Annotated in this window: 12 protein-coding genes; 3 read left to right on the top strand and 9 right to left on the bottom strand. The window is 70.2% G+C overall.

What is annotated here, in order from left to right:
- Nucleotides 1-78: 78 nt before the first annotated feature.
- Nucleotides 79-1,863: a methionine--tRNA ligase gene (gene metG, locus ABD714_RS02215; protein WP_344810627.1), complete on the bottom strand. Its 1,785-nt coding sequence runs from the start codon at nucleotides 1,861-1,863 to the stop codon at nucleotides 79-81.
- A 166-nt stretch (nucleotides 1,864-2,029) separates the two neighbouring features.
- Here metG and ABD714_RS02210 point away from each other — a divergent pair, with 166 nt between their 5' ends.
- The 3 genes from ABD714_RS02210 to ABD714_RS02200 are packed head-to-tail and all read left to right on the top strand — an operon-like array spanning nucleotide 2,030 to nucleotide 5,519.
- Nucleotides 2,030-2,965 carry an ABC transporter permease gene (locus tag ABD714_RS02210; RefSeq protein ID WP_344810626.1) on the top strand — a complete coding sequence of 312 codons (936 nt, stop codon included), beginning with the start codon at nucleotides 2,030-2,032 and terminating at the stop codon, nucleotides 2,963-2,965.
- The gene (locus tag ABD714_RS02205) at nucleotides 2,962-3,909 is read left to right on the top strand and encodes a carbohydrate ABC transporter permease (RefSeq protein WP_344810625.1); all 948 of its coding nucleotides are present in this window, start codon (nucleotides 2,962-2,964) and stop codon (nucleotides 3,907-3,909) included. The genes ABD714_RS02210 and ABD714_RS02205 overlap by 4 nt, the downstream gene beginning before the upstream one ends.
- A complete protein-coding gene (locus ABD714_RS02200; RefSeq protein ID WP_344810624.1) occupies nucleotides 3,906-5,519 on the top strand; it encodes a type 2 periplasmic-binding domain-containing protein in 1,614 nt (537 codons plus the stop codon). The genes ABD714_RS02205 and ABD714_RS02200 overlap by 4 nt, the downstream gene beginning before the upstream one ends.
- A 30-nt stretch (nucleotides 5,520-5,549) precedes the next feature.
- On the opposite strand, the gene ABD714_RS02195 is transcribed toward ABD714_RS02200, so the two are convergent.
- The 8 genes from ABD714_RS02195 to ABD714_RS02160 form a co-directional block, all read right to left on the bottom strand.
- Nucleotides 5,550-6,374, bottom strand: a complete 825-nt coding sequence (locus ABD714_RS02195) for a class I SAM-dependent methyltransferase (protein ID WP_344810623.1) — start codon at nucleotides 6,372-6,374, stop codon at nucleotides 5,550-5,552.
- 446 nt (nucleotides 6,375-6,820) lie between these two features.
- On the bottom strand, nucleotides 6,821-7,558 hold the full coding sequence (gene cls, locus ABD714_RS02190; RefSeq protein WP_344810622.1) for a cardiolipin synthase: 738 nt from the start codon (nucleotides 7,556-7,558) through the stop codon (nucleotides 6,821-6,823).
- Complete coding sequence (locus ABD714_RS02185; protein WP_344810621.1) at nucleotides 7,453-8,304, bottom strand: PLDc N-terminal domain-containing protein; 852 nt, start codon at nucleotides 8,302-8,304, stop codon at nucleotides 7,453-7,455. Before ABD714_RS02185 ends, cls begins: the two co-directional genes overlap by 106 nt.
- On the bottom strand, nucleotides 8,301-9,383 hold the full coding sequence (locus tag ABD714_RS02180) for an adenosine deaminase (protein WP_344810620.1): 1,083 nt from the start codon (nucleotides 9,381-9,383) through the stop codon (nucleotides 8,301-8,303). Before ABD714_RS02180 ends, ABD714_RS02185 begins: the two co-directional genes overlap by 4 nt.
- Nucleotides 9,380-9,799, bottom strand: a complete 420-nt coding sequence (locus ABD714_RS02175; RefSeq protein WP_344810619.1) for a cytidine deaminase — start codon at nucleotides 9,797-9,799, stop codon at nucleotides 9,380-9,382. The genes ABD714_RS02180 and ABD714_RS02175 overlap by 4 nt, the downstream gene beginning before the upstream one ends.
- 1 nt (nucleotide 9,800) lies before the next feature.
- A complete protein-coding gene (locus tag ABD714_RS02170; protein ID WP_344810618.1) occupies nucleotides 9,801-11,117 on the bottom strand; it encodes an ABC transporter permease in 1,317 nt (438 codons plus the stop codon).
- On the bottom strand, nucleotides 11,114-12,367 hold the full coding sequence (locus ABD714_RS02165; protein WP_425562322.1) for an ABC transporter permease: 1,254 nt from the start codon (nucleotides 12,365-12,367) through the stop codon (nucleotides 11,114-11,116). The genes ABD714_RS02170 and ABD714_RS02165 overlap by 4 nt, the downstream gene beginning before the upstream one ends.
- A complete protein-coding gene (locus ABD714_RS02160) occupies nucleotides 12,364-14,001 on the bottom strand; it encodes an ABC transporter ATP-binding protein (RefSeq protein ID WP_344810617.1) in 1,638 nt (545 codons plus the stop codon). The genes ABD714_RS02165 and ABD714_RS02160 overlap by 4 nt, the downstream gene beginning before the upstream one ends.
- Between the last annotated feature and the right edge of the window lie 98 nt (nucleotides 14,002-14,099).

The raw sequence follows: 14,099 nt of genomic DNA, 5'->3' as shown, positions 1-14,099 counted from the left end.
GACCACGCCGGTCACCGGTGCGACGAGGGTCTTGGGTCGGACCCGGACCGGGCGAGACCCCGGGACCCGCTCGCGAGATCAGGTCAGGCGAGCGAAGTCCGGTCCGGTCTCCCCCAGCTTGTCGTCCAGCTTGGCGAACAGCGGCGACGGCTTGGCCAGCGGCGTGCCGGGTCGGATGGGGACGGACTCCCAGCTGGCCTGCTCACCGGCGTAGTCCCCCATCAGCACGGGGTAGTCCGGGCCGCCCTCCTCCGACACCGTACGGATCTCCGGCTGCGCCGCCCACACCCCGGACCCGCCGAGAGCCTCGTGCACCTTCTGCGAAGCGTGCGGCAGGAAGGGGGTGAGCAGCGTGTTGGCGTCGGAGACGACCTGCAGGGCGGTGTGCAGCACCGTGTCCCGGCGGGCCGGGTCGTCCTTGAGCTTCCACGGCTCGTTGTCGGAGATGTACTTGTTGGCCGAGCCCACCACCTTCATCGCCTCGCCGATCGCCTGCTTGAACCGGCTGCGCCGCAGCAGGGCGCCGATGGAGTCGAACGCCCCCCGCGAGGCCGCCATCAGGGCGTGGTCGACGTCGCGCAGGTCGAGCGCCTCGGGGACGGCGCCCACGTTCTTGTGGGCCATGGACACCGAGCGGTTGACCAGGTTGCCCCACTCGTTGGCCAGCTCGAAGTTGTTGCGCCGGACGAACTCGTCCCAGGTGAAGTCGCTGTCCTGGTTCTCCGGGCCGGCGACAGCGATGAAGTAGCGCAGGGCGTCGGGCCCGAACTCGTCGAGGAAGTCGCCGACGTAGATGACCTGCCCGCGGGAGGTGGAGAACTTGGAGCCGCTCATGGTGAGGAACTCGCTGGAGACGACCTCGTCGGGCAGCCGCAGCTCCCCCAGCGGTCCGACCCGGCCGCCGTGGTCGCCCTGGCCGTTGTGGCCGAGGAGCATGCCCGGCCAGATCACGGAGTGGAAGACGATGTTGTCCTTGCCCATGAAGTAGTAGCTGAGGGCCTCCGGGTCCTCCCACCACTTCCGCCAGGCCTCCGGGTCGCCGGTGCGCCGAGCCCACTCCACCGAGGCCGAGAGGTAGCCGATCACCGCGTCGAACCAGACGTAGAGCCGCTTCATCGGCTGGTCGGACCAGCCGTCCAGGGGGATGGGCACGCCCCAGTCCAGATCGCGGGTGATGGCCCGCGGCTTGAGGTCGTCGAGCAGGTTCTGGCTGAACTTGAGCACGTTGGGGCGCCAGTCCGTGCGCGCCGACAGCCAGCTGCCCAGCGAACCGGCCAGGGCCGGCAGGTCGAGGAAGAAGTGCTCGGTCTCGACGAACTTCGGGGTCTCCCCGTTGATCCGGCTGCGCGGGTTGATCAGGTCGATCGGGTCGAGCTGGTTGCCGCAGTTGTCGCACTGGTCACCGCGCGCGCCGTCGAAACCGCAGATCGGGCAAGTGCCCTCGATGTAGCGGTCCGGGAGCGTCCGACCGGTGGACGGCGAGACCGCACCCTTGGTGACCTTCGGCACGACGTAGCCGTTGTCGTACAGACCCTTGAAGACGTCCTGCACCACCCGGTAGTGGTTCCGGGTGACCGTCCGGGTGAACAGGTCGTACGACAGCCCGAGACCCTGCAGGTCACCGGCGATCACCCGGTTGTACTTGTCGGCCAGCTCGCGGGTCGTGAGCCCCTCGCGCTCCGCCTGCACCGAGATGGGGGTGCCGTGCTCGTCGGTGCCGGAGACCATCAGCACGTCGTGGCCGCTCATCCGCATGAACCGGGAGAAGACGTCGGAGGGGACACCGAAACCGGAGACGTGACCGATGTGGCGCGGGCCGTTGGCGTACGGCCACGCGACAGCGGTCAGGATGCGCGAGCTCATATCGACCACCCTAGTGCGGCGAGCCGGGTCGCGAACCGTGATATCGAGCCGTCGGAGCGACCCCCGACCGCCCGGCCCGGCCGGCGCCGACGGCCCCCGCTGCCGAGCTCTTGCGTTTACAACGTAAAGTCCCCCCGTACCGGCCGCCGACGGAGACGAGACCCACGTGAGCACCAGCCTGACCCGATCGCGGTCGAGCACCGCGGCTCGGTGGCGACGTGATCGCGTCCTGATCTTGATGGCGGTCCCGGGGATCGCCGCTCTGCTGGCCTTCCACTACCTGCCGCTGCTGGGCAACGTGATCGCCTTCCAGGACTACCAGCCCTTCCTCGGCATCGGGGGCAGCGCGTGGACGGGCCTGGAGAACTTCGCGGTGATCGTCAACGGCGATCCCGACTTCCTCAACGCGGTCCGCAACACGTTGATCCTGACCCTGGTCCAGGTGATCTTCGTCTTCCCGATCCCGATCGTGCTGGCGTTGATGCTGAACAGCCTGCTGTCGGAGCGGATGCGCCGGATCGTGCAGAACGTGCTCTACCTGCCGCACTTCCTGTCGTGGGTCGTCGTGGTGGCGATCTTCCAGCAGCTGCTCGGCGGCAGCGGGCTCCTCAACAGCTTCCTGCTGGCCCGCGGCGCCGAGCCGCTGGACATCATCTCCAACCCCGACGTCTTCATCGGGCTGCTCACCTCGCAGGTGATCTGGAAGGACTCCGGCTGGGCCACGATCCTGTTCCTGGCCGCGCTGTCCCAGGTCGACCAGAGCCTGTACGAGGCGTCCGCGATCGACGGCGCCAGCCGGATCCGACAGCTCTGGCACGTCAGCCTGCCCGCACTCAAGGGCGTGATCATCCTGCTGCTGATCCTGCGTCTCGGCGACTCGTTGAACGTCGGCTTCGAGCAGATCATCCTGCAGCAGCAGGCGGTGGGACTGGAGGCCAGTGAGGTGATCGACACCTACGTGTTCAACTTCGGCATCCTGGGCAGCAACTGGGGCACGGCGGCGGCCGTCGGTCTGGTCAAGGGACTGATCGCGACCGTGCTGGTCATCGCCGCCAACAAGGTGGCGCACATCTTCGGCGAGGACGGCGTGTACCGCTCATGACCGAGACGACGACGATCGCTCCCGCACCGGACTCCGCTCCCGCGAGACGGCGCCACCGTGGCCGAGGCGGCCGGACCAACCGACCGGGTCTGCCCGAGTCGCTGCTCAAGCTCATCGTGCTCGGGCTGGCCACCCTGGCCGTGGTGGTGCCGTTCGTCGGCATCGTCTCGACCAGCCTGTCCAGTCGGGAGCACCTCGATGCCTCCGGCGGCTTCGTGCTATGGCCCGACGCCCCGACGCTGGCGGCCTACCGGACCGTCCTGTCCGGTGGCGTGGTCACCACCGCACTGCTGGTCAGCATCGGCGTCACCCTGGTCGGCACGGTGCTCAGCGTGCTGGTCAGCGCGATGCTCGCGTACGGGCTCAGCCGGCCCGGCAGTCTCGGTTCCCGTCCCGCCCTGCTGATCGTGCTGCTCAGCCTGCTGTTCAGCCCCGGCATCATCCCGCTCTACCTGACGGTGCGCGGCTTCGGCCTGATCGACACCTTCGCGGCGCTGATCCTGCCGGGCGTGGTGAGCGCCTTCAACGTCATCGTGCTGCGGTCCTTCTTCCTCAACATCCCGGCCGAGATCATGGACAGCGCGAAGGTGGACGGAGCCGGCGACTGGCAGATCTTCACCCGGATCGTCGCCCCGCTGTCCAAGGCCGTGCTCGCGGTGATCGGTCTGTTCTACGCCGTCGGCTACTGGAACTCCTTCTTCAACGCGCTCATCTACCTGAACGACCAGTCCCGCTGGCCGCTGCCGCTGGTGCTGCGGACGTACGTGCTGAACAACACCCAGCTGTCCGCCGCGGACGTGGCCGCAGGTGCCGAGGCCCTGCCCGCCCAGCCCGCCCTGCAGATGGCCATGCTGCTGATCGCGATCATCCCGATCCTGGTGGTCTACCCGTTCCTGCAGCGCCACTTCACCAAGGGCGTCATCACCGGGGCGGTGAAGGGATGAGGCGGCGCAGCTTCCTCGGCCTGGCCGGGGGCCTCAGCGCGGCCGCCGTCGGCCTGACCCCGCTCGCCGGGTGCTCGAGTCGGCCCCCGGCGCTGGACGCCACCGGTCCGCCGGTGGCCGGCCCGACCTACCGGGCCCGCACCGACCTCCCGAAGCCGGTGATCGCGGGCACCGCGGACGGGACCATCCCCAGCACCTACCTGCGGTATCCCGAGCGTCCGGTGACCACCGTCGCGGGGACACCGGGCGACGGCCGCCCGGTCTCGATCCTGACCCAGACCTTCTCGCCGATCCCGCCGGCGGTGCAGGACAACCCCGTCTGGTCGAACCTCAACGCCGCGTTGGGCTCGCCGCTGCAGATCCAGATCGTTCCCCAGGCCGACTACAAGATCAAGTTCGCCACCGTGGTCGCCGGCGACTCGCTGCCCGACCTGTTCTTCGCCTCCCCCGACTTCCCGCGGATGCCCGAGCTGATGGCCGCCCGGGCCGTCGACCTGTCCGACCACCTGTCCGGCCGGGCTGTGCTCGACTACCCGAACCTGGCCAACCTGCCGACCGCCTGCTGGGACGTCGGTCGCTTCAACGGCCGGCTCTACGGTCTGCCCTCGCCGCGCGGGGCCATGCAGAGCGGGATCCTGCTGCGCCGCGACGACCTGCTGGCCCGCCGCGGCATCACCGGCGAGCTGTCCGACTTCAGCGACCTGGCCGGCATCTGCGCCGAGGTCAACGACCCCCGCGCCGGGGTCTGGGCGCTGGCCGCGGTGCCGCTGCAGTTCATCCGCAACATGCTCTCCATCCCCAACTTCTGGCGCTTCGACGGCACCACCATGCAGAGCTGGTGGACGGCTCCGGAGCAGGAGCAGGCGCTGGAGGCGGGTCGCAAGCTGTTCGCCGACGGACTGGTCAACCCCGACGCCTTCGCCGCTCCCAACAAGAAGACCTGGTTCTCCACCGGCAAGGCCTACTTCACCGACGACGCGTTCGCCTCCTGGCCGCAGTACTACGCCGGCGTGGAGGACGAGGGCTTCGCGATGAGCGGGTGCACCATCCCCGCCTTCGACGGCGGCGGCTCCGGCAAGCTGTGGCTGAGCTTCCCGTCGTACGGTTTCGCGGCCGTCGGCCAGCACGCGGCCGACCGGGTGGAGACCCTGCTCAAGATCGCCGACTACCTGGCCGCGCCCTTCGGCAGCGCCGAGTACCTGACGGTCCGCTACGGCCGGGACGGCGGGGACTACGAGCTGACCGACGGCAACCCGGCGCCGATCGGCACGACCGGTGCGGCGAGCCAGCTCGGGGTGAAGTACGTGACCGACGCCCCGATCGTGAACTTCGTGCCGGGCCGTCCCGAGGCCGCGCGCCAGCTGGACGCGCTGCTCCGCCGGCTGGTGCCCGACGCCCTGGCCAACGACGCGGTGTACCTCTACTCGCGTACCGTGGCCGACCGGTTCGCCGGCTCCCAGACCCGGTTCAGCAGCCTGGAGAACGACATCCTCCAGGGTCGGCGACCGGTCAGCGACTGGCGGGCGGAGGCCGACTCCTGGCAGTCCCGCTACGGCGCCCAGATGAGCGCTGAGCTGACCGAGGCGTACCACGCCGCGGGTCGGGGCTGACGTCTCTCGGGGCCCGTTCGCCGGTGGCGCTCAGGCGGGCTTGACCGCCTGCAGGGTGTAGGTCAGCGGCATCCGGTCGGGTCGCTCGGGCAGCCGGAACTCCCCGTCCCCGCCGGCGACCATGTCCGGCATGGCCTGCCACGGCACGCTGCGGTGCTCCTCGAAACCGGTGATGGTCAGCCCCGCGGCGAGCACGGCGGAGAGGATCTCGCCGATGCCGTGGTTCCACTCCGCCGAGCGGGTGTGCGTCAACGCGGTCTCGGTGCTGACGTACGTGCCCGGCTCGTCCCACAGGGTCGGCTCCGAGCGCTCGAAGTACGGGAAGTCGATGACCAGCGAACCGTCCATCCGGTCCTGGTCGGCCGCCCACAGCACCGGGTGCCCCTCGCGGATGAAGAACCGACCTCCGGGCTTCAGCAGACCGGCGATCACCTCCGCCCAGCGCGCCACGTCGGGGAGCCAGCACAGCACGCCGATCCCGGTGTAGACGAGGTCGTACGCCTCCGCGCCCAGCACCTCGACCGCGTCGTACACGTCGGCGACGTGGTACTCGATCGGCGTCCGGGTGGCGGCGGCCAGGGCTCGCGCCTGCTCGACCGAGGCGGTCGAGAAGTCCAGCCCGGTCATGGTCGCGCCGAGCCGGGCCAGGGAGAGCGTGTCGGTCCCGATGTGGCACTGCAGATGGGCTCCGCGGAGCCCGGTCAGGTCGCCCAGCCGGGGCCGGTCGAACCGCACCACGTCGGACAGGTGACGGGGATCGGCGGCCAGCCGCTCGACCGCGTAGTCGGGCGAGGCCGCGTGCGCGGGCGCTCGTTCGTCCCACAGGGCCCGGTTCAGCGCGAGGTACTCGTCCACGGGACGACCCTAGGGGAGACCGAGACCCAGGCGGCTCTTGTCCAAGCGTGCCGGACCCCTCCGTCGGCGAACATTCCGTCACTCGACGACTTCCGCTGCGCCGACGGCCGGACGTGGGCGAACATTCCGTCACCCGACGGCTCCTGCCACACCCCGATCCGTACGAAGCGGACACTCCGTCGAATGACGGAATGTTCGAAGTGCCGGACCCCCGGGACCCGGAAAACCCGACCACGGACGGGCAACCCGGCACGCCCCACCCGCACGGCCCCGAAAACCCGACCACGGACGAGCAACCCGGCACGCCACACCCGCACGGCCCCGAAAACCCGACCACGGACGAGCAACCCGGCACCCGCAACCCGCACGGACCCGGGAAACCCGACCCCGGACGGGCAACCCGCGGCCTACCTCGCACTCAGCCCGCCACGGACAGAGGCACGGACCTACAACAGCGGCGAGACCAGGCGGGAGGTGCTCTCCTTGATCGCCCACAGGTAGCGGTTCCCGAACGCGGTGGTCCGGTCGAACGGGGTGCACAGAGTGAGGTCGTCGAGGTAGATGTCGCGCAGCCGGGCGCCCAGGTCGGCGTCGTAGAAGAACGCGTTGACCTCGAAGTTCAGCCGGAAGCTGCGGTAGTCCATGTTGGCGGTGCCGACCGAACCCATCTCGTGGTCCACCAGCACCGTCTTGGCGTGCAGGAAGCCGTTGCGGTAGATGGAGATCCGGGCTCCGGCCTGGGCCAGCTCGTCGGCGTAGCTGAGCGTCGCCGGGTAGACCAGCAGGTGGTCGGGCTTGTCGGGGATCATCAGCCGGACGTCCAGGCCGGAGCGGGCGGCGATCTTGAGCGCGTCGAGGACGGCGAAGTCGGGCATGAAGTAGGGCGACTGGATCCAGACCGACCGCTGCGCGGAGTCGATCATCTTGATGTAGCCGAACTTGATCCGCTCCCACTCCGAGTCCGGACCGCTGGCGGCGATCTGCAGCGCCACCCGGCCCGGCGCCTCCGCCGGCTCGACGAAGTAGCCCTCCCGCCAGCGAACCCGGTCGGCGGGTGCCGCCGCGGCGTTCCAGTCGGTCAGCAGCCGCTGCTGGATGGACGACACCGCGGTCCCGGTGACCCGCAGGTGGGTGTCGCGCCAGTAGCCGAACTTGGGGTTCTCCCCGAGGTACTCGTCGCCCACGTTGAAGCCGCCGATGTAGCGGACCGGCCGTCGATCACCACCAGCTTGCGGTGGGTGCGGTTGTTCACCCGCAGGTTGATCAGCGGCACCCGGCTGGCGAAGAACACCGCCACCTTGCCTCCGGCGGCACGGAGCTCGGCGGTGTCGGACCTCGAGATCGTCCGGCCGCCGAGCGCGTCCCAGAACAGCAGCACCTCCACGCCGGCCCGGGCCCGGTCGGTGAGGGCCGCGATGATCCGCTTGCCCAGGTTGTCGCCCCGGAAGATGTAGTAGTAGACGTGCACGTGGTCGGTCGCGGCGTGGATGTCGGCGATCAGCCGGTCGAACTTCTCCCGCCCGTCGTGGAAGACCTCCACCCGGTTGTCCTCGCTCAGCCGGGCACCGTCGTCACTGACCAGCAGCTCCACCACCGGCGAGTTGCGGCGGGCGGCGTCGTTGCTGGGCACGAGGGTGCCGCTGACCAGGGCCCAGCTCTGCTCGAAGGTCAGCTCGGTGTAGTCGATGCCGGCGCCCTCGAGCTTGGCGAAGATCTTGTCCCGGGTCAGCCGGCGACCGACGAAGACCCAGAGCAGGAAGCCGAGCACGGGGATGAAGAACATCACCAGGATCCACGCCCACAACGAGCTCGGCTCGCGGCGCTCGCGGAACATGGTGATGATCGCCAGCACGATGTTGACCAGCAGGACGACGGTGATCACGGAGGTGGCGATCGAGGCGGCGTCGCCGGTCAGCGTCTCCCAGCTCACCCGGCGCCGAGGGCCGCGAAGCCCGGCTTGATCACGTCCTCGATCAGCCGCAGCCGCACGTCGAACGGGTAGAAGGCGCTCTTGGCCGCGTTGATGGTGAACCAGCGCACGTCGTCGAGGGTGTAGTCGAACGCGTCGCAGAGCTCCGCGAACTCCTGGGACAACGTGGTCCTGCTCATCAGCTGGTTGTCGCTGTTGACCGTCACCCGGAAGCGGAGCTGGCGGAGCAGACCGATCGGGTGCTCGGCGATGGAGGACGCCGCCCCGGTGTGCACGTTCGAGGAGGGGCACATCTCCAGCGGGATCCGTTGGTCCCGGATGTAGGCGGCCAGATCGCCCAGCTTGGGCCTGCCGTCCGGACCGAGGGTGATGTCGTCGATGATCCGCACGCCGTGGCCGAGCCGGTTGGCCCCGCAGATCTGCACCGCCTCCCAGATCGACGGCAGCCCGAAGGCCTCCCCCGCGTGGATGGTGAAGAACGCGTTGTTGCGCTTCAGGTAGTCGAAGGCGTCCAGGTAGCGGGTGGGCGGGTAGCCGGCTTCGGCGCCGGCGATGTCGAAGCCGGCCACCCCCGCGTCCCGGTAGTCGATGGCCAGCGTGGCGATCTCCCGCGAGGGCCGGTTGTGCCGCATGGCCGTGAGCAGCTGCCGGACCACGATCGGGTGCCCGGCGGCGGCCGACGCGGCCATTCCCTCGGTCAACCCGTCCCGGACGGCCTCCACCGCCTGCGCCGGGGTGAGACCACCTTCGACGTGCTGCTCGGGGGCCCAGCGGGTCTCGCCGTAGACGACGCCGTCGGCGGCCAGGTCCTCGACGAACTCCCGGGCCACCCGCCGCAGGTTGTCTGCGCTCTGCATCACCGCGATCGTGTGCACGAAGGTCGACAGATAGCGCTCCAGCGGACCGGAGCTGGCGGCGTCGTGGATCCAGGTGGCGAGCCCGTCGGCGTCGGTCACCGGCAGCTCGTGGCCGATCTCGGCGGCCAGGTCGATGATCGTCTGAGGTCGCAGACCGCCGTCGAGGTGATCGTGCAGCGAGACCTTGGGGGCGGCGCGGAGGACGTCGAGTGACACGCTCACGCCTTCTCCTTCCGTACGTGGTCGAGATCGTCGGCGCCGAAGGCCAGCGGCAGCACTTCCTCCATCCGCCGGATGCCCTTGGGTGTGTCGACCAAGAGGTTGGGGCCGCCATGTTCCCACAGCAGCTGGCGGCAGCGACCGCACGGCATCAGCCGCTCCCCCAGCCGGTTGCTGCAGGTGAACGCGACCAGCCGCCCGCCGCCCCCCGCGTGCAGGGCCGAGACCAGCCCGCACTCGGCGCACAGGGTGACCCCGTAGGCGGCGTTCTCCACGTTGCAGCCGACGATGATGCGGCCGTCGTCGACGATGGCCGCCGCCCCCACCGGGAACGAGGAGTACGGCGCGTACGCCCGGGCGGTGATGGCGCGCGCCACCTTGCGCAGACCCTCCCAGTCGATCGGCGGCGTCGAGGTCATCTCAGCTCTTCTCGTAGGGGATGCCGTCGGCGGCCGGTGCCCGGACCCGGCCGACGAGTCCGGCCACGGCGATGATGGTGGCCACGTACGGCAGGATCAGCAGGAACTGGCTGGGCATCGGGGTGCTGAGCGTCTGCAGCTGGGACGCCATCTGGGTGACGAAGCCGAAGAACAGCGCCATCAGGGCGGCCAGCCCCGGGTGCCACCGGCCCATGATCAGCGCGGCCAGGGCGATGAAGCCGTTGCCCACGGTGAACTCCTTGCTGAACGAGCCGGTGGAGGCCAGCGTGAAGAAGGAGCCGCCGAGCCCGGCCAGCACACCGCCGGCCAGCACCGCGGACCAGCGGACGCCGCGGACGCTGATGCCCACGGTGTCGGCAGCCTCGGGGTGCTCACCGACCGAGCGGACCCGCAGTCCCCAGGACGTCTTGAACAGCACCAGCCAGACCACGAGCACCGCGAGGCCGGCCAGGTACGCCAGGATGTTCTGGTTGAACAGGACCTTGCCGAAGAAGGGGATGTCGGACAGCAGCGGGATCGGGATGGTCTCCAGGACCGGGGCGTTGTTGTACTCCGCGGACGCCGGCTGCACCAGCTGGTCGAACAGGAACCCGGTGACCCCGACCGCCAGCAGGTTGAGCACCACCCCGAGCACGACCTGGTTGACCAGGTAGTTGATCGAGAACAGGGCCAGCAGGGCGGCCATGGCCACCCCGGCCACCACCGCGGCGAGCAGGGCCAGCGGCACCGACTGGGTGATGCTGCCGACGATCGCGGCGGCGAACGCGGAGGCCAGGAACTGGCCCTCGATCGACACGTTCACCACCCCGGCCCGCTCGCAGAGCACGCCACACAGGGCACCAAGGACCAGGGGCGTGGCCAGCGACAGGGTGCCGGCGAACTGGTTGCTGACCGGGAAGGGCAGATCCCGGCCGGCCGCGGCCCAGGTGAGGAAGCCGACCACCAGCGCGAGCCCGGCGACGGTGCCCGCCAGCGCCGGCCAGCGACCGGCGAGTCGCCCGGACAGGAAACCGACGGCGGCGGCCAGCAGCAGCAGCGCGCAGACCAGCACCGTCACCACGCCGGGCAGCGCGACGGTGGGCAGCTGGACCTCGTCGAAGGCGTCGGACAGGGCGAACCGCGCCAGCCCGGTGGTGGACGGCAGCAGGACCAGCAGCACCACCCCGACGACGGCGATCAGCACCCCGGTGGACAGCCGCTGGCGGCGCTTCTCGGCCGACTCCACGTACTGCAGGTCCGTCCCCGCGGCACGAGCCGGCGGGGTGGTCGTCGTTGTGGACGGGTCGGGGCGGCTCACGCCAGGCCTCCCTCGGTGGTGGGTCCGACCGGTCGGACCTTGCGGGTCCGGACGAACGGGATGATCTTGGTGATCAGCGCGGGGGCGGCCACGAACAGCACGATCAGGGCCTGCAGCACGGTGGTCAGCGTCAGCGGGGTCTGCGCGATGCTCTGCATGGCGAGACCGCCGGCGTGCAGGGCGCCGAAGAGCAGTCCGGCGAGGACGGTGCCGAGCGGCTTGGAGCGTCCCAGCAGGGCCACGGTGATCGCGTCGAAGCCGATCGAGCCGACGATGCCGGCCGACAGCGGCACCGGCACCCCGGAGGCGCTCGGACCGAGTGCGGCCTGCACCCCGGCCAGACCGGCCAGCGCTCCGGCCAGGGTCATGGTGATGATGGTGGTGGTACCGACACTCATGCCGGCCGTAGCCGCAGCGTTCGGGTTCGCCCCCACCGCCTTGATCGCAAAGCCGATGGTCGAGCGGTCCAGGATCCACCAGACCGCGGCGGCAGCGACCAGCGCCACCACGAAGCCGATGTGCAGCTGGCTGCCGGCCAGCCGCGGGAAGGTCGCGTTCCAGTCGATGATCGGCGAGATGGGGTCGGTGCGGCCGGGGCGCTGGAACGCCGTGGTGGTGAGGAAGAAGGCCAGCAGACCGGCGGCGATGTAGTTCATCATGATCGTCACGATCACCTCGTGCGCGCCGGTGCGGGCCTTGAGCCAGCCGACGATGCCGCCCCAGATGCCGCCGCCGACCACGCCCGCCAGGATCGCCACCAGCAGGTGCAGCACGGGGGGCAGGTGCAGGGTGAAGCCGACGTAGGCGGCCAGGATGGCGCCCCAGATCGCCTGTCCCTGGGCGCCGATGTTGAACAGCCCGGCCCGGAACGCGAGCCCCACGCCGAGCCCGGCGCAGATCAGGGGCGCAGCCTGGGCCGTGGTCTCGGTGATCGCCTGCCAGCTGCCCAGCGAACCGGTCATCAGAGCGCCGTAGGCGCTGCTGACCTTGTCCCAGCTGGCCGCCAGCGCGTCGGACGGCCGGGCGAAGAAGTACGCGAAGGTGGACCGGACGTCGGTGTCGGAGACGATCATCAGGAACGCCCCCACGAGGAAGGCCAGGATGATCGCGGCCACCGTGGTGATCACGTCCACCCAGGGGATCCGCCGGCCCCGGGATCGGGTCCGGTCCGCCGACCTCGCCGGCGGAGGAGCCGTGGGCACCCCGGATGGCCCGGCCCCCGGCCGCTCCGGTGGCCTCGTCTCACTCATGTCCCGACCTCTCGCTCGGCGGCGTCCTTGTCCAGGGCCGCGTCCTCCTCCGAGGACGTGGTCACCGAGGCGGCGGCCAGCGCCTCCTCGGTCGGCACCCCGGCCATCATCAGACCGAGCACCTCCCGCGACGTGCTCGGCGGCACGGTGCCGACGAGCCGGCCCCGGTACATCACAGCGACCCGGTCGGCCAGGGCGACCACCTCGTCCAGCTCGGTGGAGACGATCACCACGGCGGTGCCCCGGTCGCGCTCGGTGACCAGGCGCCGGTGGAGGAACTCGATGGCGCCCACGTCGACCCCCCGGGTGGGCTGGCTGGCGATCAGCGCGGACAGCGGGCGGGACAGCTCGCGGGCCAGCACGACCTTCTGCTGGTTGCCGCCGGACAGCGAGGTCACCGGGTCGTCGACCGACTGCGTACGGATGTCGAACTCGGCCACCCGGTCCTCGGCGTTGCGCCGGATCGCGGCCAGATCCAGGGCCGGACCCTTCGCGTACGGGGGCTCGTCGAAGTGGTTGAGGACGAGGTTCTCGGCCACCGAGAAGGAACCCACGAAGCCGTCGTGCTTGCGGTCCTCCGGGACGTAGCCCAGGCCGTCGGCGATGCTCTGCTTCGGGGTGTGCCGGGTGATCGAGCGACCGTCGAGGGTGACGGTGCCCTGGCTGATCGGGATCAGGCCGAGCAGCGCCTCCACCAGCTCGGTCTGTCCGTTGCCCTGCACCCCGGCGATGCAGACGATCTCCCCGCCCGAGACCTCCAGGTCCAGCCCGTCCACCACCAGGGCTCCCGCCCCGTTGGCCACCGAGACCCCCGACAGCACCAGGCGGGGGTCCGCACTGGTCGACGGCGGTTCCTTGTCGACCCGCAGGTTGACCGCCCGCCCCACCATCAGCTCGGCCAGCTGGGCCTCGGAGTCGGACGGCTGGGCGGTGCCGACGACCTTGCCCCGGCGGATGACGGTGATCTTGTCCGCGATCGCCCGCACCTCGCGCAGCTTGTGGGTGATGAAGACGATCGCCTTGCCCTCGTCGCGCAGGGACCGCATGACCGCGATCAGCTCGTCGATCTCCTGCGGGGTGAGCACCGCCGTGGGCTCGTCGAAGATCAGGTAGGTGGCGTCGTTGGCCAGCGCCTTCAAGATCTCCACCCGCTGCTGGACGCCGACGGGGAGGTCCTCGATCAGCGCGTCGGGATCGACGGCCAGCCGGTAGCGGTTCGACAGCTCGCGGACCGTGGCGCGGGCCTGGCGCATGTTCAGCACGCCGCCGGTGGTCTGCTCCCGCCCGAGGATGAGGTTCTCGGCCACGGAGAACACCTCGACCAGCATGAAGTGCTGGTGCACCATGCCGATCCCGGCCCCCATCGCCTCCTTCGGCGTCCGCGAGGTGTGCGGCCGCCCGTCGATGGTGATCTCCCCCTCGTCGGGCTGCAGCATCCCGTAGAGGACGTTCATCAGGGTGGACTTGCCGGCGCCGTTCTCCCCCAGCAGGCAGTGGATCTCGCCGGGGCGGATGTCGAGGTCGATGTGGTCGTTGGCAACCAGGGACCCGAAGCGCTTGGTGATCCCGCGGAGCCGGAGCCCCCGGCGCTCGGACTCGGGTTCAGGGGTGTCCGACTCGGGTGCGACGGTCACGGACGAGTCCTCCTTCACAGGCTGCTCGCGGGTCTGGACCCGATCCTCGCAGGAGTGGGCGGTAAAGGCGACGAAGGGAGACCCTGGCGGGTCTCCCT

The sequence above is a fragment of the Microlunatus aurantiacus genome (assembly GCF_039536605.1).
In the GTDB taxonomy this organism is placed as follows: Bacteria; Actinomycetota; Actinomycetes; order Propionibacteriales; family Propionibacteriaceae; genus Microlunatus; species Microlunatus aurantiacus.
This window is presented reverse-complemented; position numbering and strand designations above follow the sequence as displayed.

Excerpts from the sequence above, each read along its gene's own strand:
- ABD714_RS02205 (WP_344810625.1), top strand. The coding sequence starts at position 2,962 with ATGACCGAGACGACGACGATCGCTCCCGCACCGGACTCCGCTCCCGCG.
- ABD714_RS02175 (WP_344810619.1), bottom strand. The coding sequence starts at position 9,799 with ATGACCTCGACGCCGCCGATCGACTGGGAGGGTCTGCGCAAGGTGGCG.
- ABD714_RS02165 (WP_425562322.1), bottom strand. The coding sequence starts at position 12,367 with ATGAGTGAGACGAGGCCACCGGAGCGGCCGGGGGCCGGGCCATCCGGG.
- ABD714_RS02200 (WP_344810624.1), top strand. The coding sequence starts at position 3,906 with ATGAGGCGGCGCAGCTTCCTCGGCCTGGCCGGGGGCCTCAGCGCGGCC.
- metG (WP_344810627.1), bottom strand. The coding sequence starts at position 1,863 with ATGAGCTCGCGCATCCTGACCGCTGTCGCGTGGCCGTACGCCAACGGC.